The organism is Aeromonas sp. A600620, from assembly GCF_029479985.1.
GTDB lineage: Bacteria > Pseudomonadota > Gammaproteobacteria > Enterobacterales > Aeromonadaceae > Aeromonas > Aeromonas veronii_A.
Window position 1 is genome coordinate 84,297 of the sequence record NZ_JAAKXB010000008.1, and the last position, 26,058, is coordinate 110,354.

At 59.3% G+C, this 26,058-nt stretch carries 24 protein-coding genes and 1 tRNA gene; 10 read left to right on the forward strand and 15 right to left on the reverse strand.

Annotated features, from left to right (window positions below; all coding sequences use genetic code 11):
- Positions 1–128: 128 nt before the first annotated feature.
- Positions 129–1,664, reverse strand: coding sequence for a TerC family protein (locus G5533_RS11870; RefSeq protein WP_266135625.1), 1,536 nt, complete (start codon positions 1,662–1,664; stop codon positions 129–131).
- A gap of 301 nt (positions 1,665–1,965) precedes the next feature.
- The gene (locus G5533_RS11875) at positions 1,966–2,892 is read right to left on the reverse strand and encodes a cation diffusion facilitator family transporter (RefSeq protein WP_266135624.1); all 927 of its coding nucleotides are present in this window, start codon (positions 2,890–2,892) and stop codon (positions 1,966–1,968) included.
- A gap of 166 nt (positions 2,893–3,058) precedes the next feature.
- Between G5533_RS11875 and ydiJ the strand changes: the two genes are divergently transcribed.
- The 4 genes from ydiJ (at position 3,059) to G5533_RS11895 (ending at position 9,324) form a co-directional block, all read left to right on the forward strand.
- Positions 3,059–6,130 carry a D-2-hydroxyglutarate dehydrogenase YdiJ gene (gene ydiJ / locus G5533_RS11880; RefSeq protein WP_441254839.1) on the forward strand — a complete coding sequence of 1,024 codons (3,072 nt, stop codon included), beginning with the start codon at positions 3,059–3,061 and terminating at the stop codon, positions 6,128–6,130.
- The gene (locus tag G5533_RS11885; RefSeq protein ID WP_421255215.1) at positions 6,130–6,618 is read left to right on the forward strand and encodes a hypothetical protein; all 489 of its coding nucleotides are present in this window, start codon (positions 6,130–6,132) and stop codon (positions 6,616–6,618) included. Before ydiJ ends, G5533_RS11885 begins: the two co-directional genes overlap by 1 nt.
- Before the next feature lie 168 nt (positions 6,619–6,786).
- On the forward strand, positions 6,787–7,248 hold the full coding sequence (locus G5533_RS11890) for a hotdog fold thioesterase (protein ID WP_227342547.1): 462 nt from the start codon (positions 6,787–6,789) through the stop codon (positions 7,246–7,248).
- Between the two features lie 180 nt (positions 7,249–7,428).
- On the forward strand, positions 7,429–9,324 hold the full coding sequence (locus G5533_RS11895; RefSeq protein WP_199258754.1) for a DEAD/DEAH box helicase: 1,896 nt from the start codon (positions 7,429–7,431) through the stop codon (positions 9,322–9,324).
- Positions 9,325–9,772: 448 nt separating this feature from the next.
- Here the strand turns inward: G5533_RS11895 and G5533_RS11900 are convergent.
- The 9 genes from G5533_RS11900 to G5533_RS11940 all read right to left on the reverse strand — a co-directional run bounded on the left by G5533_RS11900 (position 9,773) and on the right by G5533_RS11940 (position 16,062).
- Positions 9,773–9,860, reverse strand: a tRNA-Ser gene (locus tag G5533_RS11900).
- 145 nt (positions 9,861–10,005) lie between these two features.
- Positions 10,006–10,623 carry a TPM domain-containing protein gene (locus G5533_RS11905; protein ID WP_005337196.1) on the reverse strand — a complete coding sequence of 206 codons (618 nt, stop codon included), beginning with the start codon at positions 10,621–10,623 and terminating at the stop codon, positions 10,006–10,008.
- Between the two features lie 20 nt (positions 10,624–10,643).
- Positions 10,644–11,369 carry a TPM domain-containing protein gene (locus tag G5533_RS11910; protein ID WP_005337195.1) on the reverse strand — a complete coding sequence of 242 codons (726 nt, stop codon included), beginning with the start codon at positions 11,367–11,369 and terminating at the stop codon, positions 10,644–10,646.
- Complete coding sequence (locus tag G5533_RS11915; protein WP_005346564.1) at positions 11,366–11,956, reverse strand: LemA family protein; 591 nt, start codon at positions 11,954–11,956, stop codon at positions 11,366–11,368. Before G5533_RS11915 ends, G5533_RS11910 begins: the two co-directional genes overlap by 4 nt.
- A gap of 85 nt (positions 11,957–12,041) precedes the next feature.
- Positions 12,042–12,779, reverse strand: coding sequence for a penicillin-insensitive murein endopeptidase (gene mepA / locus G5533_RS11920; protein ID WP_103251755.1), 738 nt, complete (start codon positions 12,777–12,779; stop codon positions 12,042–12,044).
- On the reverse strand, positions 12,773–13,678 hold the full coding sequence (locus G5533_RS11925; protein WP_441254840.1) for an amino acid ABC transporter permease: 906 nt from the start codon (positions 13,676–13,678) through the stop codon (positions 12,773–12,775). Before G5533_RS11925 ends, mepA begins: the two co-directional genes overlap by 7 nt.
- Positions 13,678–14,499, reverse strand: a complete 822-nt coding sequence (locus G5533_RS11930) for a transporter substrate-binding domain-containing protein (protein ID WP_441254841.1) — start codon at positions 14,497–14,499, stop codon at positions 13,678–13,680. Before G5533_RS11930 ends, G5533_RS11925 begins: the two co-directional genes overlap by 1 nt.
- A 2-nt stretch (positions 14,500–14,501) precedes the next feature.
- Positions 14,502–15,299, reverse strand: coding sequence for an amino acid ABC transporter permease (locus G5533_RS11935; protein ID WP_139442151.1), 798 nt, complete (start codon positions 15,297–15,299; stop codon positions 14,502–14,504).
- Positions 15,292–16,062, reverse strand: coding sequence for an amino acid ABC transporter ATP-binding protein (locus tag G5533_RS11940; protein ID WP_441254842.1), 771 nt, complete (start codon positions 16,060–16,062; stop codon positions 15,292–15,294). The genes G5533_RS11935 and G5533_RS11940 overlap by 8 nt, the downstream gene beginning before the upstream one ends.
- 106 nt (positions 16,063–16,168) lie before the next feature.
- On the opposite strand from G5533_RS11940, the gene G5533_RS11945 reads away from it, so the two are divergent.
- Both G5533_RS11945 and G5533_RS11950 read left to right on the forward strand, forming a co-directional pair.
- Entirely contained in the window at positions 16,169–16,711 is a 543-nt protein-coding gene (locus G5533_RS11945; protein WP_058057416.1) for a hypothetical protein, read from the forward strand.
- A 216-nt stretch (positions 16,712–16,927) separates the two neighbouring features.
- The gene (locus tag G5533_RS11950; RefSeq protein ID WP_005337180.1) at positions 16,928–17,209 is read left to right on the forward strand and encodes an RNA recognition motif domain-containing protein; all 282 of its coding nucleotides are present in this window, start codon (positions 16,928–16,930) and stop codon (positions 17,207–17,209) included.
- A 71-nt stretch (positions 17,210–17,280) separates the two neighbouring features.
- On the opposite strand, the gene G5533_RS11955 is transcribed toward G5533_RS11950, so the two are convergent.
- Positions 17,281–18,180, reverse strand: a complete 900-nt coding sequence (locus G5533_RS11955; RefSeq protein WP_202002274.1) for an aldo/keto reductase — start codon at positions 18,178–18,180, stop codon at positions 17,281–17,283.
- Between the two features lie 149 nt (positions 18,181–18,329).
- Here G5533_RS11955 and G5533_RS11960 point away from each other — a divergent pair, with 149 nt between their 5' ends.
- The 3 genes from G5533_RS11960 to ltaE all read left to right on the forward strand — a co-directional run bounded on the left by G5533_RS11960 (position 18,330) and on the right by ltaE (position 20,658).
- Positions 18,330–18,737 carry a helix-turn-helix domain-containing protein gene (locus G5533_RS11960; RefSeq protein ID WP_441254843.1) on the forward strand — a complete coding sequence of 136 codons (408 nt, stop codon included), beginning with the start codon at positions 18,330–18,332 and terminating at the stop codon, positions 18,735–18,737.
- An 87-nt stretch (positions 18,738–18,824) separates the two neighbouring features.
- Positions 18,825–19,526 carry a short-chain dehydrogenase gene (locus G5533_RS11965; protein ID WP_421323482.1) on the forward strand — a complete coding sequence of 234 codons (702 nt, stop codon included), beginning with the start codon at positions 18,825–18,827 and terminating at the stop codon, positions 19,524–19,526.
- A gap of 112 nt (positions 19,527–19,638) precedes the next feature.
- Positions 19,639–20,658, forward strand: a complete 1,020-nt coding sequence (gene ltaE / locus G5533_RS11970; RefSeq protein WP_441254844.1) for a low-specificity L-threonine aldolase — start codon at positions 19,639–19,641, stop codon at positions 20,656–20,658.
- A gap of 89 nt (positions 20,659–20,747) precedes the next feature.
- Here ltaE and G5533_RS11975 read toward each other — a convergent pair whose 3' ends face one another.
- The 3 genes from G5533_RS11975 to G5533_RS11985 are packed head-to-tail and all read right to left on the reverse strand — an operon-like array spanning position 20,748 to position 23,203.
- Complete coding sequence (locus G5533_RS11975) at positions 20,748–21,179, reverse strand: PAS domain-containing protein (protein WP_005337175.1); 432 nt, start codon at positions 21,177–21,179, stop codon at positions 20,748–20,750.
- 8 nt (positions 21,180–21,187) lie between these two features.
- Positions 21,188–22,210, reverse strand: coding sequence for a response regulator (locus G5533_RS11980; protein ID WP_043823589.1), 1,023 nt, complete (start codon positions 22,208–22,210; stop codon positions 21,188–21,190).
- 54 nt (positions 22,211–22,264) lie between these two features.
- Positions 22,265–23,203 (reverse strand): LysR family transcriptional regulator, encoded by a 939-nt coding sequence (locus G5533_RS11985; RefSeq protein ID WP_216978986.1) that lies wholly within the window; start codon positions 23,201–23,203, stop codon positions 22,265–22,267.
- Between the two features lie 833 nt (positions 23,204–24,036).
- Here G5533_RS11985 and G5533_RS11990 point away from each other — a divergent pair.
- On the forward strand, positions 24,037–25,989 hold the full coding sequence (locus tag G5533_RS11990; protein WP_216978985.1) for a putative bifunctional diguanylate cyclase/phosphodiesterase: 1,953 nt from the start codon (positions 24,037–24,039) through the stop codon (positions 25,987–25,989).
- The last annotated feature ends 69 nt before the right edge of the window (positions 25,990–26,058 follow it).

Consider the following 26,058-nt stretch of genomic DNA (forward strand, 5'->3'; position numbering starts at 1 on the left):
TGCACAAGAGAATTGTGCTTGATGCAGCAATCAGTGCAACCCGCCAGGAAAGGAGGCGTTGAGGCATAAAGTTGAAGCATAAAAAAGAGGACCGTCTGGCCCTCTTCTGTTTTCTGCCGGTGGCTGGCTCAAGCCGCGGCGGGCATCACTTTCACCCGCTCGATGCGCCGCTCGCTCACCTCGATCACCTCGAAGTTGAGCTGCTGCAGTTGCAACTGCTGACCCGGGGTGGGCAGGGTGCCGAAGTGGGAGAGCAGCATGCCGGCCAGGGTCACGTACTCGTCGCTTTCGCTCACCAGCCCCTCGTGCTCCAGCACCTGTTCCACATGGTGGATGTTGGTGCTGCCGTTGATCAGCCACCCTTCGCCATCGCGCACGATATCCGGGGTTTCGTCCTCGTCCGGCAACTCGCCGACGATGGCCTCCAGCAGATCGTGGGTGGTGACCAGCCCCTGGATCACGCCAAACTCGTCGGAGACCAGAATAAGGCTCCCCTTGGCTTTGCGCAGCTCCGCCAGCAGCTTAATCACGTTGATGGTCTGCGGCACGATAATGGGGTCGTTCTGCTTGGCCAGTTCGCTCAAGGATTGCCCTTCGTTCAAGGCAAACAGCAGGTCGCGCGCCTTGACCACCCCGATCACCTCGTCCAGATCCCCGTCACAGATAGGGAACAGGCTGTGGGGCTCGCGCTGCAGCAGGGCACGGATTTCGTCGCTGGAGTCGTTGATATCGATCCAGGCCATCTCGGAGCGCGGGGTCATGATGGTGCGAATGGAGCGCTCGGCCAGCGACAGCACGCCGGTCACCATATAGCGCTCCTCCTCGCCAAAGCTGAGCGGTTCGGCAGGTGCGGCATCCAGATCGTCATCCGGTCTGTCCTGATACGCCTTGCTCCCCATCAATTTGAAGATGGCGGCGGTGGTGCGCTCACGCAGGGGCAGCTTGGATTCGTGACGCATGGCGCTGCGCTGGGCCAGCTGGTTGAAAAACTCGATCAGCACCGAGAAGCCGATGGCTGCGTAGAGGTAGCCCTTCGGAATATGGAAGCCAAAGCCCTCCGCCACCAGGCTGAAACCGATCATCAGTAGGAAGCTCAGGCAGAGCACCACCACGGTCGGGTGGGCGTTGACGAAGCGGGTCAGCGGCTTGGAGGCGAGCACCATCACCACCATGGCGATGGTCACGGCGGCCATCATGACGCCAAGGTGTTCCACCATGCCGACGGCGGTGATGATGGAGTCGAGCGAGAAGACCGCATCGAGCACCAGAATTTGGGCGATCACCACGCCGAAGCTGGCGTAGGCGCCGACAGGGCCGTCATCCTGGGGTTTGGCTTCCAGCCGCTCATGCAGCTCGGAGGTAGCCTTGAACAGCAGGAACAGGCCGCCTCCCATCAGGATCAGGTCCCGACCGGAGAAGGGGTGATCCCACAGGTGCAAAATCGGGGTGGTCAGGGTGACCAGCCATGACATGACGCTCAAGAGTCCAAGTCGCATCAGCAGGGCCAGCGACAGGCCGATGATGCGTGCCTTGTCCCGTTGGGCGGGGGGCAGTTTTTTCACCAGGATGGCGATAAAGACCAGGTTGTCGATCCCCAGCACGATTTCCAGAATGATCAGGGTAAACAGACCGATCCAGATATGGGGATCCAGCAGCAATTCCATTGTATGACCTCAATAAAAACAGACAGAGCAGAGAGTGATCACGGCGCACGATGGCCGCAGTAACAGCAAGGCAAAGGTGTTATTCAGAGGCGCTGATGAAGCAGAAAAAGATAGGCTTTGACAGAGAGAGACGAAGGGCAACTTCGGGGATTGTCCATGATGGGCAATAAAACCTCGGGTGAAAAATGAGCCCTGATGATAGCGGCTGGCGCCGATTTGGCAAGAGCCGCGTCAGTGGGCGTAATCGGGGGTTGTGATGCGACAGGGGGAGGCGGCGGTGCCGCGCTCCCCCGTGCGGTCGTTACAACCAGCGCTTTTCGCGGGTGAAACAGACCGACAGCCAGGCATCCCCAAGGCTATCGCCGAGGCGGGACCAGAGCTCCTGGCGCAGGGCATCCTGCCGTTCGACCGGCCACTCCTGGCCCGGTGCCACCAGAATGTTCAATTCCAGATCGAAGCGGCGCCCGCTCTTGGCCAGATGGCTGTAGCACTCGACGCCATGGCGCTGGCGCAGCGCCTCGACTTCGCTCTCGACCAGTTGGGAGACATCCCCTCTGGGGGCAATTTTCAGCACTTCCCGCAGGTTGCGACCGAGCACCTTGATGGGAATGAGGGTGGCACAGAGGGCCAGCAGCGAGACCAGCACCGGGTCTATGTAGCGGTTGTATTGGCCGTAGCCGATGGCATCAAGGCCAATGGCGACCACGAAACCGATAAGCAGGGTGGCGCTGAGCAGGGTATCCACCAGCCACTCCTTGGAGTCGACCCGCACCAGCTCGGAGTCTACCTGTTCGGCAACCTGGGCTTCGATGCGATAGATGATGGCGCAGAAGAAGGTGGAGACGGCGGCATAGATAAGGGCGTGGCCGAGATCGATCTCTCGTCCGCCATCCAGCAGGGTGGTGATGCCGCTATAGAGAGCGCCAAGGCAGAGCAGCAGAATAATGGAGCCGTTGATAACGTTGGTGATGGGCTCGAAGTGGGCGTAGCCATACTGGAAGCGCGCATCGGAAGGACGGGTAACGAGATAGGCGGTAACAAGACCGAGGCCTGTCATGCCCATGCTGAACAGGGTGAAGATACCATCGAGCATGATGGCGTTGGAACCGACGAAGAGGCCGTAGCCGATGCCGAAGATGGCAAAGGTGATACAACCGAACAGCGACAGGGTAAGCGCCTGTTTTTCGGTGGTGACCAGCGTACTGATAACATGGCTGTGGTGAGCCATAAAAGTCCTCCTTTCAAATGGTGAATATTGCCAAGCGCAAGCGGTTTTCTAGCTGATATACTGCCCGCTCACATGTGAGCGGACTGGCCTGACTGCCATTGACAGGCGGCTGGCCAGTCGTTGTCGCCGGCGTGCCGGCATCAAGCAAATAAGGGAACAAGGATTCATGATCCCGAGACTCGATTACCAGGACAGTTTGTCACCCACAACCCTGTCGTTCCTAGAGTTGCTAGGGCGCAGCGCCTTTCGTGGTGATATCGAAAAGTCTTATGCAAGCCGATTAGCGATGGCGACGGATAACAGCGTCTATCAGGTAGTACCTCAGGCGGTTCTCTATCCGCGCAGTGCGGATGACATAGCAGTGATGCTCAAGCTGGTGGCTGAGCCGGCGTTCGCCTCCCTGAGTTTTTTCCCTCGCGGTGGCGGTACCGGCACCAATGGCCAGTCATTGGGCGGCGGCATTATCGTCGATCTCTCCCGTTATATGAACCAGATCATGGAAATTAATCTGGAAGAGGGGTGGGTGCGTGCCCAGGCCGGGGTGGTGAAAGACCAGCTCAACGCCTATCTCAAGCCCCATGGCTACTTCTTCTCGCCGGATCTTTCCACCTCCAACCGCGCCACCTTAGGGGGCATGATCAACACCGACGCCTCGGGGCAGGGGTCCCTCGTTTACGGTAAAACCTCGGATCACGTGCTGGGTCTCAAGGCGGTGCTGGAGAACGGTGACATCATGGCCACCGAGCCGCTGACCGGTGAGCGACTGGCCGACAAGCTGGCGCTGGAGAATCGGGAAGGGGAGATCTATCGCACCCTCTATCGCATCGGCAAGGAGCGTCGCGCCGACATCGAGGCGACCTTCCCCAAGCTCAATCGCTTTCTGACCGGTTACGATCTCAAGCACCTCTATCAACCCGATACCGACACGCTGGATGTGAGTCGGGTGCTGTGCGGCTCGGAAGGATCCTTGGGCTTTATCACCGAGGCCAAACTAAATATCACCCCCATCCCGCGCTACCGTACGCTCGTGAACGTCAAGTACGACAGCTTTCCTTCGGCTCTGCGCAACGCCCCCTTTATGGTGCAGGCGCAAGCGCTGTCGGTGGAGACGGTGGACTCCCGGGTGCTTGGGCTGGCCCGTGCCGACATCATCTGGCATTCGGTGAAAGAACTTATTCAGGATGTGCCCGGCAAGGATCTGCAGGGGCTCAACATCGTCGAGTTTGCCGATACCGACGAGGCAGAACACAAGGCCAAGGTGGCGGAGCTCTGCCGCCGTATCGACGACCTGCTGGCCAAGGGGGAGGCGGGGATCATCGGCTATCAGGTGTGTGACCACCTGCCGAGCATCGAGACCATCTACACCATGCGCAAGAAGTCGGTGGGGCTGCTGGGCAACGCTGAAGGACGCAAGAAGCCGGTCGCCTTCACCGAAGATACCGCCGTGCCGCCAGAGTCACTGGCCGATTTCATCATGGAGTTTCGTGCCCTGCTCGACGCCCACGGCCTCGACTACGGCATGTTTGGCCACGTCGATGCCGGTGTGCTGCACGTGCGCCCGGCGCTCGATTTGTGCGATCCCGAGCAGGAGGTGCTGCTGCGCCGCATCTCCGATCAGGTGGTGGCGCTCACCGCCAAATATGGCGGCCTGATGTGGGGCGAGCACGGCAAGGGCTTTCGCTCCGAATACAGCCCCGCCTTCTTTGGCGAACTGTGGGAAGAGCTGCAGCGGGTCAAGGGGGTATTCGACCCGGGCAACCGCATCAACCCGGGCAAGATCTGTATCCCCTATGGTAGCGGCGCCGAGCTGGTGTCGGTGGATGGCCCCAAACGCGGCAAGTATGATCGCCAGATCCCGCTCGCGGTGCGCACCAGCTACACCCGCGCCATGGATTGCAACGGCAACGGTCTCTGCTTCACCTTCGAGACCGACTCCCCCATGTGCCCCTCGGTCAAGATCAGCCGTGATCGTCGCCACTCCCCCAAGGGGCGGGCGGGCCTGATGCGTGAATGGTTGCGTCAGCTGGCAGAGCAGGGCTTCGACCCGTTGGCGGAAGAGGTGGCGCTGCAATCCGGTGGTGTGCGCTTTAAACAGCTGGTGGACAAGGTGCGCAACAGCTGGGCCAAACAGCGCGGCGAGTATGATTTCTCCCACGAGGTGATGGAGGCGATGGCTGGCTGTCTGGCCTGCAAGGCGTGCACCAGCCAGTGCCCGATCAAGGTGGATGTGCCAGATTTTCGCGCCCGCTTTATGCAGCTTTATCATGGCCGCTACCTGCGCGCCCCCAAGGATTACTTCGTCGGCACGGTGGAGAGCTATGCGCCGTTGCTTGCCAAGGCGCCGAAGCTGGTCAACTTTTTCCTCGAAAAAGAGTGGGCCCAGAAGGCGACCGAGAAGAGCATCGGCATGGTGGATGTGCCGCTGCTCTCAGTGCCGACCCTTGCCGAGAGCCTGCACGATAACCGTGCCCGCTATTTTGATCTGCCGGGACTGGAGCGGATGAGCGTCGAGCAGCGCAAGCAGGTGGTGCTCATCGTGCAGGATCCCTTCACCAGTTATTACGACGCCCCTGTGGTGCGCGACCTGGTGAAACTCGCCAGCAAGCTCGGCTTCCAGCCCTACTTGCTGCCCTTTAAACCCAACGGTAAACCCCAGCATATCAAGGGGTTCCTGCGCGCCTTTGCCCGTACAGCGGCCAACAGCGCCCAGTTCCTCAACAAGGTGGCGGCGCTTGGCATTCCCATGGTGGGGGTGGATCCGGCCATGGTGCTCTGCTATCGCGACGAGTATGCCAAGGCGCTGGGGTCGGCCCGCGGTGATTTTCAGGTGTTGTTGCCGCAGGAGTGGCTGCTCTCGCTGCCAGCAGATCAACTGCCTGCTCGCACTGACAAGACCAAGAGCGAGGAGGGGGGCGAGCCCTGGTATCTCTTTGCCCACTGCACCGAGAAGACCGCCAAGCCCTCCACTCACGGCGACTGGAGCACCCTGTTTGGCCGCTTCGGGGCCAGCTTGCAGCCAGTCTCTGTGGGTTGCTGCGGTATGGCGGGCACCTATGGTCACGACGTCAAACAGGTGGAGAACTCCAAGGGCATTTATGGGTTGAGCTGGGCTGACCCGCTAGCCCGTCTACCCAAAGCGCGCTGTCTGGCGACCGGCTATTCGTGCCGCAGTCAGGTCAAGCGGATGGAGGGGGAAAAGCTCAAACATCCATTGCAAGCCCTGCTGGAGCTGCTCTGATGCTGACGTTTCCCAAGCGGTTTCGGGTGCCGAAGGCCTATCGGCACCCGCGTTTCTTGCTATTACCCGCCACCCCCGCTCAGGCGGTGGTGGAGTTTGTCGCCATGTTGCGCGAGCGTGAGCAGCTCCATCAGCTGTTTCGCCCGAATGATATCTGGCCCTCCGCCAACTTCAGCCTGAGCCAGCACGAAGGGGATCTGGAGTTGCAGCAGTCGGAGTTTCTGGCCAAGCGCTCCTTTGCCTATGGCCTCTGGAGCCCGGATCGGGAGCCGCAATTTTGGGGCGGGGTTTATCTCTACCCCTCGGTGTTGCCTGAGGTAGCGGTGGAGCTCTTCTTCTGGAAGGTGGCCGAGGCGCCAATCACGGATGAGGAGCTGGAGATTCAGCTGCGCGACTGGCTCGCCAACGTTTGGCAGTGGCCAGACCCCCGCTTGCCGGGGCGAGAAGTGCCCTGGGCTGAGTGGCCCGGCGTTACCTACCCCTGGTGACATCCCGCTTAAGGGCATGATTGTGTAACACGCAGTTCCGAGTCGGGGCTGCGTTGTTAACATGTCACCCGGTAACCAACAACTCATATAACCGAACCATTTTGTCGATGGAGGGCGTTTCACTCATATCGGTACGCATTCATCGCTTACATAAGGAGTCTGCTCGCAATGAGCCACGATATTGCGCCCATCTGGCGTAAACCCATGAGTCTGGAGGGGCTCAACGCCACCTCTCGCAACACCCTGATGGCCCATCTCGATATCGTCTACACGGCTTTTGGCTCCGATTGGCTGGAAGCGATCATGCCGGTGGATCACCGTACGCACCAGCCCCTTGGCATGCTGCATGGCGGCGCATCCGTGGTGCTGGCGGAAACCTTGGGATCGATTGCCGCCAATATGGCTGTCGGGCCAGATAGCTACTGTGTGGGGCTGGAGGTGAATGCCAACCATCTGCGAGCCAAGCGGGAAGGGGTGGTGACCGGGCGTTGCACGCCGCTCCATCTGGGAGCAACGACCCAGGTGTGGCAGATTGAAATTCGGGACGAACGTGAGCGTTTATTGTGCACCAGCCGACTGACCATGGCGGTGCTCAAACACAAGCGGGGCAAGGACTCCAGAGAGGAGTGATCTGCAATAACGCACTATGAGTGCAAAATAAGCAAGCCATACTCGCCAGATCCCTCTATAATTGCCAACGTCTTGAGAGGCTTATCACATTTTTCAAGACAGCAGAACAAAGTGGCGCTATAATCGCCGCCTTTTTGCTATTCCGCGGTGTTAGCCGCCTGCCTTAATCTGGAAGAATCTATGTCTGATACCGAACAACTGCCCCTTTTTAGTGAGCTTGGACTGGCCGCGCCTGTATTGAAAGCGCTGCAGGACGTGGGCTATGAGCGCCCGTCACCGATCCAGGCCGCAGCAATTCCCCACCTGATGGCGGGACACGATCTGCTGGGGCAGGCGCAAACCGGTACAGGGAAGACCGCTGCTTTTGCCTTGCCTCTGTTGTCTCGTCTGGAAGCTGGTAACCGCAACACCCAGATCCTGGTGCTGGCGCCTACCCGCGAACTGGCGCTGCAGGTGGCTGAAGCGTGCCAACGCTATGCACACCACATGCCTGATTTCCACGTGCTGCCGATCTACGGTGGTGCCTCCTACGAAACCCAGACCCGCGCCCTGCGTCGTGGTGCCCAGGTTGTCGTCGGTACTCCGGGCCGCGTGATGGATCTGATCCGTCGCAAGAACTTGGATCTCTCCGGCCTGAAAGCTCTGGTACTGGACGAAGCTGATGAAATGCTGCGTATGGGCTTCATCGACGACGTGGACTGGATCATGGAGCAGTGCCCGAGCTCTCGTCAGGTTGCTCTGTTCTCTGCCACCATGCCGGAGCAGATCCGTCGCGTGGCCCAGAAGCACCTGAAGCAGCCCAAAGAGATCAAGATCGCCTCCAAGACTGCTACCGCTACCACTATTCGCCAGCGTTACTGGCAGGTAACCGGTCTGCACAAGCTGGACGCCATGACCCGCCTGCTGGAAGTGGAATCCTACGAAGCCCTGCTGGTATTCGTACGTACCAAGAACGCTGCCGAAGAGCTGGCTGGCAAGCTGGCCGCACGTGGCCACGCCTGTGAAGCGCTGCACGGTGACATCCCGCAGAAGCTGCGTGAGCGTACCGTTGACAAGCTGCGTCAGGGCCAGCTGGACATCCTGATCGCCACCGACGTGGTTGCCCGTGGTCTGGACGTTGAGCGTATCACCCACGTAGTGAACTACGACATTCCGTACGACACCGAATCCTACGTTCACCGTATCGGCCGTACCGGTCGTGCCGGTCGCAAGGGCGAGGCCATCTTGTTCGTGGCTCCGCGCGAGCGCCGCATGCTGCGCGCCATCGAGCACGCAACCCGTCAGGCCATCGAGCCGATGAAGATGCCGAGCACCGAGGACATCAACCAGCATCGTCTGGCCAAGTTCAAAGAGCGCATCCGCGAAACCATGATGGGCGAAGAGCTCGAGATCTACCACAACCTGGTAAACGAGCTGATCGAAGAAGATTCTGCCGATCCGCTGGAGCTGGCTGCCGCACTGGCCAAGCTGGTACAGGGCGACCAACCGCTGCTGCTGGATGACTCCATCCCGGATCCGCTGTTCAACAACAGCAACGATCGTGGTGGCTTCGAGCGTCGTGACTTCAACGATCGCGGCGGTCGTGACTTCGGTGACCGTGGCGATCGTCCGGCCCGTCGCATGCCGTCCCTGGAGCCGCGTCCGCTGAAAGACAACCCGGACGTGGAGATGGAGCGCTACCGTGTCGACGTGGGTGCCCATCACGGCGTCAAGCCGGGCCAGATCGTGGGCGCCATCGCCAACGAAGCGAATATCGAGAGCCGCTTCATCGGCAACATCGACATCGCTGACGACTTCTCCACCGTTGACCTGCCCAAGGGCATTAGCGCCGATGTGCTGGAAGTGATCAAGAAAGCCCGTGTTTGCCAGCGTCCGCTGCAGATCACTCGCTACACCGAGGTGCCGGCCGGTGGCAACACCAGCAGCCGTCCGCCGCGCGGTGATCGTCCGTTCCGTGGCGACCGTCCTTTCAACAAGGATCGCCGTCCGCAGGGTGACCGTCCGTTCAACAAGGATCGCCGCGAAGGTGGTTTCAACAAAGATCGCAAATTCGGTGGCAAGCGCCGCGAAAGCTGATTGCTGATCCCGTTATGAAGAAGGCCGCTCATTGAGCGGCCTTTTTTTGTGCCAGCCTCTCGCGAGGCGGTAAGGTGCTGGTGCGCCGAGGATAACAGGAAAACTGTGCTCAGAGCCTTGTGGTGAGCGCTCAGGCTGCCATAAAGCTGTCATGCTGAGGAGATAGATGACGCCGACGTGGCATGCCTCACCATCGCCCTGAGGGTGGTTTGCTGGGTACCCGTCGCTGAGCGTTAGAAAAGGGGGGCATGCCGGCTAATGACACAACGGCGATGAGCAAGCCCATGCCCAACCAGCTGCTCCATGGGAAGTGCCGGGGAGGTGTTGCTCATACAGGCGATGGTCTGGCGAGAGTGCTCACCTGTTTATGTCGTTGTTGCAGTTGTCGGCACCGATGTTTGTGTTTTCCGGAAAGCAAAAAACCGACCATGAGGTCGGTTTTTTAATTTGGCGGTGAGGGAGGGATTCGAACCCTCGATACGTTGCCGTATACACACTTTCCAGGCGTGCTCCTTCAGCCACTCGGACACCTCACCAAATTTTCGTTCGCTGCGCTGTTGCGCTGGAACGGGGCGTAATTTAGGGGAAAGGGCTGTGTGGGTCAACCTCTTTTCCCCTTATTTTTCATAATCTTTTCCGAATGCCTAACCCTTGTGCAGAATGCCGATTTTTTAAACCGGATCAGGGCTTGTCGAGGATGATCAGACTGTCCGGCAGCTCGTTTTGATCCCGGGTGGCCGGGAAGGCATCGGTCAGAATGGCGCTGACGCGCTCCACGCACTCCAGAAAACCCTGTTCGATCTCCTTGTTGCGCACGCGCGCCACGAAGTCGTCGATGATCTCCTGCCACTGGCCGTTGTCGATATGCTGGGCGATGCCGTCATCCACCAGTATTTCTACATAGTGCTCGGCGGCCGAGACGAAGATCAGCACCCCGAGCCGGTCGCGGGTGCGGTGCAGCCCTTGCTCGACAAATTGCAGGCGAGCCATCAGGGCCGCCCGGTGCTGGCGAACCTTCTTCGGGATGAGCCGCATCTTGATGGGGGTCCAGTGGAACAGCAGGCTCAGCAGCAGCCAGACCGACCACTGCACCAGCAGGATTTCGTACCAGCCGAGCCAGAAGCCGAGCTGGAACACCAGCAGCGGGGTGAGCATCGCCAGCAGCGCCGCCCAGAGGGTGGGAATGTAGCGATAGCCATCGCTGGCCGGGGCCAGCACGGTGACCAGTTCAGCATCAGTCTCTAGCTCCGCTTCGCGCACCTTGGCCTGAAGCGTGTGGAAGAACTGTTTAGAAATCATGATTTGTCTCTTTACTCCTGTTACCAGCCACCGGAGGCTCCGCCGCCGCCAAAACTGCCGCCGCCACCGCTGAATCCGCCGCCGGAGCGACCACCAAAGGAGCCGGCACCCAATCCACCGGCCATGTAGGCCGACCGACGTCGTCCTCCCGGCCCACCGCCGCCACCCCCGCGCAGGTTGTGGAGCACGATCATCGCAATCACCACCAGAATAAACAGCCAGGGGCCGCCACCGTTGTCACTCTTTGGCTGCTCGACCGGCTGATATTCTCCGGCGAGTGCCTTCATGATGCTCTGGCTGCCCGCCATGATCCCGGCCACCATATCGCCGCGCTTGAAGGCGGGCAGGATGCGGCCATGGATAATGTTGGCGGCGATGGCGTCGGGCAGGGCGCCTTCCAATCCATAGCCCACCTCGATGCGAACCTTGCGCTCATCCTGGGCGATCAGCAACAGCACGCCATTGTTTTTGCCTTTCTGGCCGATCCCCCAGTGGCGACCGAGCTGGTAGCCGTACTCCTCGATAGTCTCCCCATCGAGGCTGTCGACAGAGACCACCACCAGCTGGATGCCGCTGCGTTTTTCAAAGGCCGCCAGTTGCTGGGTCAGTTGATGGGCCTGTTTGCGGGACATCAGACTGGCTTCATCCACAACCCGTCCGCTCAGCGTCGGGAAGTCGGGTGCCGCTTGCAGGGCAGTGGCCCAGAGCAGCAGACAGGGAAGAAACCAGCGCAGCATCATCTTCATTGGAAGCTGACCTTGGGCGCCTCATCGGCACCGGGTTTGGCACTGAAACTGGGTTTGGCTTCCAGATCCGAGTAGAGCAGCTTGGACCAGATAACGCCGGGGAAGGTGCGGATCTCGGTATTGAACTGGCGCACCGCCTCGATATAGTCGCGGCGTGCCACCGAGATGCGGTTCTCGGTTCCTTCCAGTTGAGCCTGCAGGGCAAGGAACTGCTGATCCGCTTTCAGCTCGGGGTAGCGTTCTACCACCACCATCAGGCGGGAGAGGGCGCTGGAGAGCTGGTTCTGCGCCGCTTCAAACTCCTTGAGCTGGGCAGGATCGCTCACCTGCACGCTGCCGACCCGGGCACGGGCATCGGTGACCGCCTTGAGGGTCTCCTGCTCATGGCTGGCGTAGCCCTTGACGGTTGCCACCAGATTGGGAATGAGATCGGCGCGGCGCTGATACTGGTTTTCCACCTGTCCCCAGCTCGCCTTGACCTGCTCATCCAGGGTCGGAATGTTGTTCATGCCGCAGCCGGTCAGGCCGAGCAGCAGGGTCAGGGTCAACAGGCTCTGCGTGGTTCTGCGCCAGAGTGATGTGGCCATCTTGTTGTTCTCCTTTGGTATTTCGAGTCGATAGTGCGCCATGGATGGTGTACGACCAAGAGTGCACCACCATACCAGCTTGGGGTCAGTTGCCACAACGCGCAGGTAGCTCAGGTCGCTTGTTGATGCCGGAGACCTTGGGCAGCTGGGGCTTGTCTTTGAGCCAGGAGGCCAGCTCTTCCCCGCAGCCATTGCCGGGCGGAATGGGAGCCTGGGGCTCGCAATCGGGGCTGCCTGCCGGGCAGCGCAGCCGTACGTGGAAGTGGCTGAAGTGGCCCACCCAGGGGCGCAGCTTGGCGACCCAAGGTTCGTTACCAGCCTGTTGGCAGACCGCGGATTTGATCACCGGATTGACGAAGATGCGGGCCACCTCGGGTTTGCTGGCCGCAAGCCGCAGCAGGGTGAGCTGCTGGGGGCCAAAGCGGCCCGGTAACATCTTGTAGCTGGGTTCGTCGATCAGTGCCCACTCCTTGGGGGCATCCTGCTCCCACTTGCTGATGGGGCGGTTGGCCATGCGAAACCAGATATCGGCATCAAGGCCAGTCTGGTGGCTGCGATGGCCGGAGGTAAAGGGGCCGCCACGGGCCATCGCCAGATCGGCGATATAGAGATCCGGCAGCCCGGCCATGCGGGTCTGGTTGGCCAGCGCTTGCAGGTAGTGGATAAGGTCGGGGTGGCCGTAGTAGCGCAGCCGTTTGGTGCGGATCACCTGATAACCCGGCCCTTCGAGGGGCAGGGATACGCCGTTTTTCAGGCAACCGGCGGCATAACCACCGATGGCTTCCGCTTGCAATACAGTCGCCAGCAACAGGGACGTCAGCATGTGCGTGCTCCTTGTCTTGCTTCGAGTCGGCTCAGCAATACGAACAGACTCAAACATATAAATAAATAGGCCGCGGCCACCAGCAGCCAGATCTCGTAGACCAGTCCGCTGGAGTTGGCCATCTCGGTGCCGACGAAGGTGAGCTCCTGCACCGAGATAAGGGAAACGATGGCGGTATCCTTCACCAACGCAATGAGCTGGCCGGTGAGGGGGGGCAACATCAGCAGCATGGCCTGCGGCAGGATCACATGGCGCAGCCGCACCCAGGGGGAGAGTCCGAGGCTCTGCGCCGCCTCCCACTGGCCACGGGGGATGGCGGCAAGCCCGGCACGGACGATCTCGGCGACGAAGGCTGCGCTGATCATGCCGACGCAGAGGGTGCCTGAGATGAGGTTCTCCCAGCGAGCCGGCGGGCCAAACAAAACTTCCAGCCAGGGAGAAATAGAGATGTTGCCGAGCCAGCTTGATAGACCGCTCGCGGGCAACAGTTGGTTGGCGATAAAGAAGTAGAAGATGAAGATAAAGACCAGCGGCGGCAGATTGCGGATGAGCTGGATAAACAGGGTGGCTGGCAGAACCAGAAACGGGCGACGACTGAACGCCGCCACCCCCAGCGTAGTGCCGAGCAGCAGCGCCAGCACCATGCCAAGCAGCGCGATACGCAAGGTGGTGAGCAGACCGCTGAAAAAGTAGGGCAACTCGCCGTGAGGGCCGGGGGTGAACAGCAGGTCGAAGGCTTCATGCCAGCGCCACTGATAGGCCACCCCGATGTGCAGGCGGCTGGCCAGCCAGAGACCAGCCAGCAGCAGGATCAGGGCGATCGCCCCATCCAGCCAGTTGATGTTCCGACATGCCCCACGGATGATGCGCCGGATGGTCTCTTTTAGAGAAATCAGCATCAGGGATTGGCGACCTGCGCTTCCCACGCCAGCGACTTGAACCAGTAGTCATGGCGCGCTTTGAGCCAGCCATCGGCCTGACGGGCGGCGATCCACTCGTTGAACTGCTCAGCCAGGGCATCATCCCCCTTGCGCAGGGCAAAGCCTTCACTCCCTTCTGCCAGCGGTTTGGCAAACGGCATAAAGAGGGCATCCGGGTGGCGCAGCGCCTCTTGCTCGGGTTTCGGGGAAGAGGAGAGGGCGCCGTGGGCGCGGCCGTTCAGCACCTCCTGAAATACCTGTGACTCGTCATCAAACTGGCGCAGGGTGGCCTTGGGGAAGTGTTCTTTTGCCACCTGTACCGGTGAGGCGCCACGGCGTACCGCCAGGATCACCCCGCGCTGGTTGAAGTCCGCCACTGTTTTCTTCTCTTTGGCCAGGGTGCTGGAGGCGGCCAGCTGCACCCCCGAATGGGAGTAGGCCTGGGTGAAGCGCACGCTCTTCTCCCGCTCGGGGGTGATGGTGAGGCCGCCGATGATGACGTCATATTTTTTCGCCAACAGGGAGGGGATGATGCCATCCCAGGCGGTAGGCACGAACTCTACCTGCCAGCCGTTATCTGTGGCGAGGCGACGGGCCACGTCAATCTCAAAACCGATCAGGGCCCCCTGCTTGTCGCGCATCGCCCAGGGGGCGAAGGTGGACATGCCGACCCGCAGGGTACCGCTCTGCTCGATCTGCGCCTGGGTGTCGGAGGGGGCAGTTTCTGCCAGTGCCGGAGTGAGCAGGCTTGCCAGCAGCAGGGCTGCGCCCGACAGGGTGGTCTTGAATGACAGATTCATGGTTAGCGTCCTTGTTGATCCGGATTCAGGTGACGGGCCAGTGCCCGCGAACAGGCTGACAGCGTCAGGGTTAACAGCAAATAGAGGGCGGCCACGGTAAACCACACCTCAAAGGTCAGAAACGTATCGGCAACCAGAGTACGCCCTTCGTTGGTCAGATCGAAGATGGCGATCACACTCACCAGTGCCGAATGTTTGATAAGGGAGACCAGCTCGTTGGTGAGCGGCGGCAAGGTGATGCGCACCAGCTGGGGCAGGATCACCTTGCGCAGGGTGATGGCCCGTGACAAGCCAAGCGACTGGGCTGCCTCCCACTGTCCTTTGGGAATGGCCTGTACACCTGCACGCAGCACTTCGGCGGTGAAGGCCCCCTGATAGAGGGAGAGGCTCAACACGGCGCAGGCAAGGGGGGCCAATCCCAGCATGGGGCCCAGCAAGAAATAGAGAATATAGAGCTGCACCAGCTGGGGCGTGGTGCGCACCAGCGCCAGATAGGCGATGGCGAGCCAGGGGCCGAGCCTGGAGGGAAGCAGCCGCAGGCTAACCACGCACACCCCGACCGCCATCGTGCCCAACAGACTGAGCAGCGCCACCTGCAAAGTGACCAGCAGGCCGTTTAGCAGGGGGCCGGCATAAAAGGTCCCCTCATCCCACTCGCCGAGAAAGGGCAACACCCGCGGCCACTGCCACTCATAGCCCATCTGGCGAGCGCCGCTATAGAGCGCCCAGCCCAGTAGCGCAGAGAGCATCACAGTGCCTGACAACCAGCCGAGCAGGCGGGGGCGATTGAGCCTAGCCATGATAGCTGAGCACCTGTTCGAGGAAGGCCCGGGTGCGCGGGTGACGAGGGGCGTTGAACAGTTGGGCGGGCGGGGCCGACTCGATGATTTTCCCCTCATCCATAAAGAGCACCCGATCCGCCACCTGACGGGCAAAGCCCATCTCGTGAGTGACGCAGATCAGGGTCATCCCCTCGTCAGCCAGCTCGCGGATCACATCGAGCACTTCGCGGATCATCTCGGGGTCGAGGGCGGAGGTGGGCTCGTCAAACAGCATCAGCTCGGGTTGCATGCAGAGGGAGCGGGCGATGGCGACCCGCTGCTGCTGGCCGCCGGAGAGCTGGTGAGGGTACTTGTCGGCCTGCGCCTGAATGCGCACCCGCTCGAGCAGCCCGAGCGCCCGGGCTTTGGCCTCCTCAGGGCGCAACCCCAGGGTATGCACCGGCGCCACCATCAGGTTTTCCAGCACCGTCATATGGGGGAAGAGGTTGAACTGCTGAAACACCATGCCAACCCGACCTTGCAGGCGGCGCAAGTAGGCGGGGGTTACCGGCTCGCCAAACAGGAACAGCTGGCCGTCGTCGATCCCCTCCAGCCCGTTGATGGTGCGGATCAGGGTCGATTTTCCCGAGCCTGACGGGCCACAGATGACCCACTTCTCTCCCCGTTCAATGGTGAGATCGATGTGATGAAGAGCCTGAAAGTCGCCATAGAATTTGTCGACGCCACAAAAGCGCACACAGGGTTGCGAGCTGGTCAAGAAGCGGGTTCCACTGAGAATCATTTACGCCATGGTATTGATTTTATAGGGGGATGACAAAGAAAACCCCCTTGTCAGCATCCTGATGGCTATTCACAATGGCGCCATTTCGTGATGACAGGAGCTTTTCATGCGTATTACATCCTTGCTTGCCGGTTCGCAGGTGCAGCTGTTGATGCCGCCAGCGGTTCGCTATCGCTGCGTCATTTTTCTGCTGTTGCTGGTGAGTTGGGGCGTGGTGGCGGCCTCCTTGTGGGATGGCTGGGGCGCCATGGCGCTGCTCAACTGGGTGGGCGTGGTCTTTGGTGGCATCACCGGGATCATGGTTTCGCTGCCCCGCAGCTGGCAGCCCTGGCGCCTGGCGGAGCTGGGGTGGGACGAACAGCATATCTATCTGCTCAATGGCAACAAGGATGAGGCGCTGGCGCTGCCCCGCAACCAGCTGGTGGCGCTCGAGCGGGAGCGGCGAGTGGGTCACGACGGCCAGTGGCTCGACTTCAGCCTCGATCTGCAGCTGAGTGAAGAGGAGCTGGCGGCGGCCATGGCCTTGCTAGATCTCAAGGCAGGGGAGCTGCATCTGGTGAGCCCGTCTGTCTATCGCTTCGGCTTTAAACGGGCCTGGCACGGTCGCCGGATGCTGGCGCAACGGTTGTCAGATCTGCAATCGGCCTGAGTCGACTATTTTCTCGACAATTCCCGGCAAAGCTCAGATACTGCCAGTGACTCGAATTGATCTTGTCTGCACTGTTAACCCAAGAGATCAATCACTTGACGACAGTGTGGAGAAGGCCACGGCATGAAGCCATGGCAGGTCCGGCATAGGGGTTGTGCCCTTACCGTTATGCTGGGAATTGCATAGAGAAGGCACCTTGAATCGAGAGTGGATGGCATGAAGATTTACGTAGGAAATCTGTCGTACCGGATGACGGCCGACGAACTGAAAACCCTGTTCAGCCAGTTTGGACAGGTCGACAAGGTTGATATCATCATCGACCGCGATACCGGCCAGTCAAAGGGGTTTGGTTTTATTGAAATGCCGGTCAATGGTGATGCCGAAAAGGCCATCGCTGGTCTGCATGGCACAGAAGTCGGTGGCCGTACCATCACCGTCAACCAGGCCAAACCGAAGACAGATGCTCCCCGTGGTCGCCCGCAACAGCGCCACCGCTAAGGTACCTCGGCAATAAAAAAACGGCATGGGTTTCCCCCATGCCGTTTTTGTTTCTGGACGTTTTGCTGTTATCAGGGGACGTCGTAACCGAGCGCCGCCTTGCGGATGCGGAACCACTGCTGGCGGTTAAGCTCGACAGATTCGGCGGCCACGGCGGCAGCAATCCGCTCCCGTTTGCCGGAGCCAATCAATGGCAGCGGCTGGCTTGGCAGCATCATTACCCAGGCGTAGACCACCTGCTCGATAGTTTGGGCGCCCACTTCCTGACGGATCTGCTCCAGTTCGGCACGCAGCGGGGCATAGGCGTCATCGCTGAACAGTCGGCCGCCGCCGAGACATGACCAGGCCATCGGCTTGATGCCAAGCTGCTGGCACTGATCCAGGGTACCATCGAGGGCCCCTTCCTGATGAAGCGGCGAGATCTCCAGCTGGTTGGTGACCAGCGGGAAGGGGAGGCGCGATTGCAGCAGCTCGAACTGACGGGCGGTGAAGTTGGATACCCCGGCGTGCTTGATCTTGCCCGCCTGTTTCAGGGTGATAAAGGCGTCGGCCACTTCATCGGCGTTCATCAGGGGATCCGGGCGGTGGATCAGCAGCAGGTCCAGATGGTCGGTGCCGAGCTTGCGCAGCGAGGCCTCGGCGCTGGCGATGATATGGTCCTTGCCGGTGTTGTAGTGGTTGAGGGCATGCTCCGGCTTGGCGGTGAGGGCGATACCGCACTTGGTGACGATCTCCATCCGGCTGCGCAGGGAAGGCTCGAGGCGCAGGGCGTGACCAAAGGCCTCTTCGCACTGGTAGCCACCATAGATATCGGCGTGATCGATGGTGGTGACCCCCAGATCCAGATGATATTTCATCAGATCGAGCAGAGCGGCCGGAGAGAGCTGCCACTCCATCAGGCGCCAGTAACCCATGATGAGGCGAGAGAAGGTGGGACCTTGCGGATGCAGGGCGACACGGGATACAGACATGGTTGACTCCTTGAAAAACACGATGCGAAAACGATGTGCAACATAGATGACTGCGGGCATCTTGGCCTCATGTGGCTGGCAAAGCAATAATGGGCAGTGGCATGATTCGAACTTTGGTTCTGACCGAAGAGAGTTGGGGAGATAATTGGATGGAAGGATTTGCCGAGCGCTTGCAGAGCCTGATCGGGGAGATGAGCGTGAGCGCCTTTGCCCGCAAGGTGGGGCTCAGTGAAGCGCTGATCCGCAAATATTTGAAGGGGGCCGAGCCTGGCCTGGCGCGGGCCAACCAGATCGCCATGGGGGCCAACTGCTCGCTGGAGTGGCTGGCGACCGGATGCGGTTATCTATACCGTCAAGCGGAAGTGGTGGACAGGGAGGCGCTGGCTGCGGCGCAGCAACTGCTGGGCGAGCAGCAACCCGGGGTGGGGCTGCCCGATGAGGAGGCACTGGTCATCCTGCTCGCCTATTACCAGTTTTTGCGCACCCACAAGAAAGCGGACGGTTTTCTCGACTTGGCGCTGGCGCGGGAGTTTGGCCGCCATCTGGGGGAAGCGTGATGAGGAGCATATTACCCTTTGGTCGTGTCACGGCCGGTTGATTATTCTGATACGCTCTAAGCAAGATAAGTCTCCATGGAATGGGCGATGAGCTACTTGATCCTCGGAAGTGGTGCGCTGGGCTCGGCGCTGGCAAGAGAGCTGATGGCAAGGGGGGAGTCATTCCTGCTGGCCGGGCGCAACTATCCCAAAGGGATCGAGATGGAGGACTTCTTCCCGCTGCCAGATGTCGATGCCATCTCGTTCGATGCCTTGTTTACCCTCTACGATTGCGATCCGCTTCCCACTGTGGTGATCAATACCATCGGCGTGTTGCACGACGTCAGCTTTATGCCGGAGCGGCGGGTCGAAGAGGTGCACCCCAAGTGGCTGTGCGACAGCCTGCTGGCCAATGCCTGGCCAACACTGGCGCTGGCTGCCCGTTTCAGCCGGTTGATGGGCAATGACCATCCGCTGTGGCTCTGCGCCATCTCCGATCTGGCGGGCTCCATCACCGCCAATCTGGAGGGGGGACGTTACAGCTACCGGATGAGCAAGGCGGCCCTCGACATGGGGGTGAAAACCCTGGCCCTTGAGTGGGCGCAACGTTTCCCGCAAGCAGGGGTGGTGGCCGTTGCGCCCGGCTTGATGGACTCCCCGATGAATACCCCCTTTCTGAGCGAGTTGCCCGCGGATCAATTGCAGGATCCTGCCGAGGTGGCGGTGAAACTGCTCAATCTCATCAAGGGGTTATCATTGACTCAATCGGGCCAGCTACTGGATCTCAACGGTCAGCCGCTGCCCTGGTAAATCCCGCCTGCGGGTTCTACGGACGTCTATTGGCTTCACATTCTGCTCATGCGCCCCTTGCCAAGCGAGGGGCGCATGGCTAACGTCACTCTCCTGTTTCAGGAGGGATCTCATGCGCTATATCGATTTACGAAGTGACACCGTCACCCAGCCTACTGACGCCATGCGTCAAGCCATGCTCCACGCCGAAGTGGGTGACGATGTCTATGGTGAAGATCCGGGCGTCAACGCGCTGGAGGCCCATGGGGCCAGATTGCTGGGCAAACAGGCGGCGCTATTTGTGCCATCGGGCACCATGTCCAACCTGCTGGCGGTGATGAGCCACTGTCAGCGCGGTGAGGGGGCCATCCTCGGCAACGCCGCTCACATCTATCGCTATGAAGCGCAGGGGAGTGCCGTGCTGGGCTCCGTAGCCCTGCAACCCTTGCCGATGCAGCGCGATGGCACGCTGGCATTCGATGATATCAGGGCTGCGCTGGCCCCTGATGATGCCCACTTCGTCCAGACTCGCCTGATCTGCCTTGAGAACACCCACAACGGCAAGGTGCTGCCGCTCTCCTATCTGCAGGAGATGGGGGCATTCGTTGCCGAGCGCGGCTTGAAGCTTCATCTCGATGGCGCCCGGCTTTTTAACGCCGCCGTGGCCAGCGAGACCCCGGTCGAGGTGATCGCCGCTCCATTTGATAGCATCTCGATTTGTCTCTCCAAGGGGTTGGGCGCACCGGTGGGCTCGCTGCTGGTGGGCAGACACGACTTCATCGCCCGTGCGCGCCGACTGCGCAAGATGCTGGGGGGCGGCATGCGTCAGGCGGGGATTCTGGCGCAAGCCGGTCTGTTTGCCCTCGAGCAGCACGTGACCCGCCTGGCCGATGATCACCGCCGTGCCAAACGGCTGGCCGAAGGGTTGGCTGCACTGCCGGGCATCGAGCTCGACCTCTCGCTGGTGCAGAGCAATATGGTGTTCCTGCGGCTGCGTGAGGGGGAATCAGCCCCTCTGCTCGCTTTTATGAAGGAGAGGGGGATCCTCTTCTCCGGTTACGGCGAGCTGCGGTTGGTGACCCATCTGCAAATCAACGATGACGATATTGAAGAGGTGATCGACGCCTTCACCGAGTATCTCGGGGCGCGTTGAGACGGCTGGTGAGGTAGAGGTTATACCGAGACCTGTTCATACCGAAATAAAAGAGGGCGCCGCGGCGCCCTCTGTTATTTGCTGCAAGCTCAAGCCTGCCGCTGGCCGCTCATCAGCATGGCCTCATCGGTAGCGTCGTAGATCATCACCGCGATGTGGGTCACCTGACCGCCGAAATCGGCCAGTGGCACCAGCGTCAGGTTCTGGAACATATGGGGGGCCGAGCCGGTAATGGGGCGATAGTTGGAGAAACGTAGCAGATAGGGCTTCTGCTCCCAGGTGCTGAAGGCGCGGTTGTTGAGCTTGAAGACCATGTTGGCCTTGCGCTCGAACCAGGCTCTGTCCACATCGGGGAAGAGCTCGAACAGTACGCCATCGCGCACGTCACTGGCCAGTCGGCCGCTGTGGCTCTCCATAAAGCCGTTCCACACCTGTACCTTGTACTCCTTGTCGAGCACTACCAGGCCTACGTCCAGGTTCTGGACTATGTTCATCAGCCAATGAAATTCACGGATTTCCATAGTCACTCCTAGAGCATGTGCATGATTTTGTTGTTCATGGTGGCGATGGAATCTTCGGTAAACAGCAGCAGCAGATCACACTGCACCGCGTAATCCTGGATCCGGTAGTTGATCTCGATGGCGAGCGTGCGGCGCCAGCGACTCTTGTTGGTGTTGATCAGCTCGTTGATGGGTCTGTGCTGGCCGAGCACCACCGGGTGCCCCTGACTGAAGGGGGTGTCGAGCTGGTTGGCGTAGCCGCGTAGGAAGGCGCCGATCAGCACGTTGGCGGTATCCATCAACAGCTCCAGTTCGGCGGTGCGATCCAGCGTCCCCTGATGGTTCATCAGCTTGGCCAAATCTTTGAAGCTGGAGTCATGGAACAGGATCAGCGCTTCACCGGCGATCCCAGCTCCGATAAACCCCTGACAGACGGCGGAGAGGGTATCTGAATCCGCAGCGGCCGAGAGGGCCATATGCAACTCTGATACTTCCAGCACGTTGACGTTGGGGATGGGCAGTACCACGAAGGCGTTGAGCAGACGAGCCAGCAAGTCGGCGGCCTGACCCATGGAGACGTTGGCCAGCTCCTGATAGACATCGCGGATTTCGGGGGTGATCTTGACGCCTGCATCGGCTACCACTCCGTTTGGCTGCTGCTCGGGGGCGCTTGGTTGACCGCTCGGGGTGGCACTCCAGAAATCATGCTTTTTGAGCAGGGCGAGCAGGGTTTCTGGGGCGGCAGGTTTCTTGATGAAATCGAGCGCCCCTAGCCCCATGACCCGTTGATAGGCCTCTGGTTGGATATCCCCGGAGACCACGATCACCTTGTTGCGTAGACCCTCCCGTTGGAGGGTCTCCAGCACGCCGTAACCGTCCATTTCCGGCATGGTCAGATCGAGAAAGATGAGATCCCCATGGCCCATCAGCACCTGTTCGATCCCTTCAAGGCCATTCGCCGCATAGTGCAAATCGACTTTCCAGTCAGCCGGTAGCGCTCGTGCCAGCTGTTTGCGGGCGAACCCGGAGTCATCACATATCAATACATTCATGGCGTTAGGCAGGCTCTGTTGGCAAGGATTGCTATAAGTGTGGCCCGCTAACAGTCAGATGCAATGTGGGAGGTTGTCACCCTGTGAAAATTGGTTATCCCATTGCCGGTTACGATAGCGTGCGGAGTATTTCTCAACAAATTCAGCGAACATCTTAACACGCAACGGGGCGAATTGGTGCTGGCAACACAACATGTAGAAGGGGCGATTGCCGGTCTGCCAGTCGGTCAGTACCGGTACCAGCTGCTCGTCATGGAGGAAGCTGCTCAGATAGTGCAGCGGGGCGTTGACTATCCCCAGATGACGCCGGGCTGCGCGCACGGCGGCCTGAGTCTGGTTGACGGTCAGTTTGGCGCTGCGTTTGATGCAGATGTTTTGGCCATCCTTGTCGGTCAGTTGCCAGTGCTGGTGTGGCCAGCAGTAGATGAGATCATGTTCTTCCAGCTGGCTGGGGTGGGAGGGGGTTCCCTTCTTGGTCAGATAGAGTGGCGAGGCAAACAGGCCGTACTCGATATGACCGAGACAGATCGCATTGGGCAGCGACTGGGGCAGCTCACCGTTGAAGAACACCAGATCCCGATCATTGTCGAACAGGTGCTGGTGATCATTGGTCTGGGTGATATCGAACTGTACCTCGGGATAGTGCAGCCCGAATTCGGCCAGCATATCGATGAGGATGGTGTTGGAGAGCGCGATCGGCGCGGCTATCCGGATAAGCCCGGTGATGTCTGCTTCTTTACCCCGGATCTCGCTGGTGGCCTGCTCGATTTGTGCAAGCGGTGTGCAGAGACGCTCGTAGTATCTGAGCCCTTCATCGGTAAGACGGAGTTTACGGGTAGAGCGATGTAGCAGGGAGCAACCCAGTTGCTCTTCCAGCTGGGAAATGCGTCGACTGATGGTGCCTGTTGGCATGCCCAGTGCGGCTGCAGCATGGGAGAATCCTCCCTCTTGCACCACCTTGACGAACAGGTAGAACTCTTCGATGTGCTTCATAAACGCTGTTCTGGGTGTAACAAGGGGGCAACCATAAAAAGAGCCTTATCGCTTGGCAAGGGTAATTCAGCGTTTAATTGATCTGGATTCGATTTCTACTGATACCAGTTTAAATTTTCAATTGTTCTCGAATGAGGATTATTTTCTGCGCCACAGTCATTGTTGCGAGATGTCACCCGTTAGCTCAAGAGAGAGAGGCGACATGGTATGACTACAATACGACCCATCCTCAGGAAAAAAGAGGATCGCGCTGGTCAAGAGCAGTTCTTTTTTTCGGCGATGTGAATGTGATGACAGTCGCATATTCATCATGCCGGTCTGGTGAAGGTAGATATTCGGTTTTGAGGTATTTAAGTTCCTTGTTAAGTCGCTATTTGGGGCCGGTTTTGCTCTTTTTTGTCTGTTTATTCAACGCGCTGGTTAATAAATGAAAGTTTTACGAGGGAAATGCCGGCACTTTTTTTAGTTGACTTTTTTGTCAGTAAATAAGTGTTTGTTGTGAATCGTAAAAATGTTTTTTGAAGTATCCAGAGTGCAATTCTTAGTGCTTGTTTTTGCTGGGAAAAAAAGTTAAAAACGAACGAGGGATTTGTTCTGATTGACAGGAGTATTGGCTGAGTCCTTTTTTCTGTGGCTGGATTGGCTCTCCTGTTGTTGATTTCTGAAATCAGTTATCTGCTTTTGGCCATCGCGAGAAATAGTGGCCGAGAGGTGTTGTCACCTTGCATTCTGCATACGGCGGTTTGCCCATTTGTTTTCCGGTTCACCAGTGACCATCCAGCATGAATGATTTTGACCAGATGAATACGCTTGACGAAGGGTTACTGAAGACAATGGATGTTCTGCATACCCCTATCTGGGTATATGACATCGAGCATCACCATATTTTCTGGGCAAACCGCGCAGCACTTCCTCTCTGGGAGGCCACCTCCCTTGACGAGCTCTGTTCCAGGGATTTTTCGGCTGATATGGCCACAGCCATAGCGCTGTTGTTGCAACGCTACCTCGGTGATTTTCAGCAGGGGCGAAGTTACAACGAGTGGTGGACTATCTCCCCAAAGGGGGTCAAGAAGCAGATCTATCTACGCCTCTCCGGCATTCAGCTGGCTGGCCGTCTGATGATGATGACCGAGGCGGTGCTCGACTCCGATACCCTCTATCAGGAGTCCTCGCTGGCAACCGGTGATACCCTGGCCTGCCTGTTCGATAGCAATGGCGCGTTCGAAAGCGGCAACTATCACTTCGAGATGTGTTTCGGTCACCGGATCGCCACGCTCTCCCAGGTTTTTTCCGGTAGTGACGACAGTTTTTACCAGAAGCTCTCCCGACTCGATGAAGTAGTGACCGAAGGGGAGTGCCGAACCCTCAAGGGGATGCGCTGGTTCCAGTATCAGTTCCGCTATATCCAGCAAGGAGCACGGATCCTGCTCACCATGCGCGATATTACCGATCGCAAACTCGAGGAGCTGGAGCATCGCCACCTCGCCTGGCATGACTCCCTGACCGGCCTGCTCAACCGTTATGGCTTGATGAAATCTCTCGAGGCCTATTGCGGGCTGGGGGAGCGTTTCGCGCTGGTATTCATGGATCTGGACAACTTCAAGCTGGTCAACGACAACTACGGCCATAAGGCGGGAGACCGCTTGCTGGAGCGGGTTGCCGGTCGCCTCAAACAGATTTGCCCCCGCGATGTTGAGCTGGCCCGTCTTGGCGGGGACGAGTTTACCGCGTTGGTTCCCTTGGGAAACCAGAGTGAACGAGCCCAGGATGTGGCCGATCAGATGCTCTCCCAGATGACCAAGCCGCTGCAACTGAGCGGTCTGCCGGAGGTAACCATCGGCGGCAGTATCGGCATTGCCATCTATCCCGATGATGCGGACGATGGTGATAACCTCATCACCCGCGCCGATATGGCCATGTATCAGGCCAAGCAGATGGGGCGGCTGCGCTGGCAGCGTTTTACCCCCAGCATGCAGCAGACCCTGCAGCGCAAGCTCAATCTTAAGCAGTTTCTGGCCAAGGCTATCGGTCGTCAGGAGCTGAGCCTCTGTTACCAGCCACAGGTCGATGTCGCCAAACGGCGTCTGATCGGTTACGAGGCGCTGCTGCGTTGGTATAACCCGGTGCTTGGCCATGTCTCGCCAGTGGAATTTATCCCATTGGCCGAAGAGATGGGGCTGATCCGCGAGATCGGCAGCTGGGTGCTCTCTACCGCACTTGCCCAGATGGCCAGTTGGAAGAAGCGCCTCCATCACCGGGTGCCAGTCTCCGTCAACCTCTCCGGTTTCCAGCTCTCGTCGGCACTGCCCGGGCAAGTGCGCCAGCAGCTGGCTCTGCACGGAGTGGATGCTTCCCTGTTGACGCTGGAACTGACCGAAACCGTGCTTATGCTGGATATGAAGGGGTGCCTCGATATTCTCGATGATTTGAGTGAACTGGGGATCAAGATTGCCATCGACGATTTTGGTACCGGCTACTCATCCCTTGCCTATCTCAATCGCCTGCCCATCGATACGATCAAGCTGGATCGCTCTTTCGTGGTCGGCCTCAACCTGCCGGTGATCCGGGCGACCGCCGCCATGGCCACCAATCTGGGGTTGGGGATCATGGCGGAAGGGGTGGAGGAGCCTCACGAACTGGCCGCACTGCAGACCCAGGGGTGCCATGTGTTCCAGGGATATCTGTTCAGCAAGCCGCTGACGGTGGCACAAGTCGAGGCAAGCGGTTTCGTGGTGGAGTGTCAGGTTGGGCGTTATCCACTGTTAGATGCCGTGATGGCAGAGTAACAAGTGTGCGTTAGGCCACAACTTGGAATTTTATTCCGCAATATTTAATCAAAATTAATCATTCTTTTG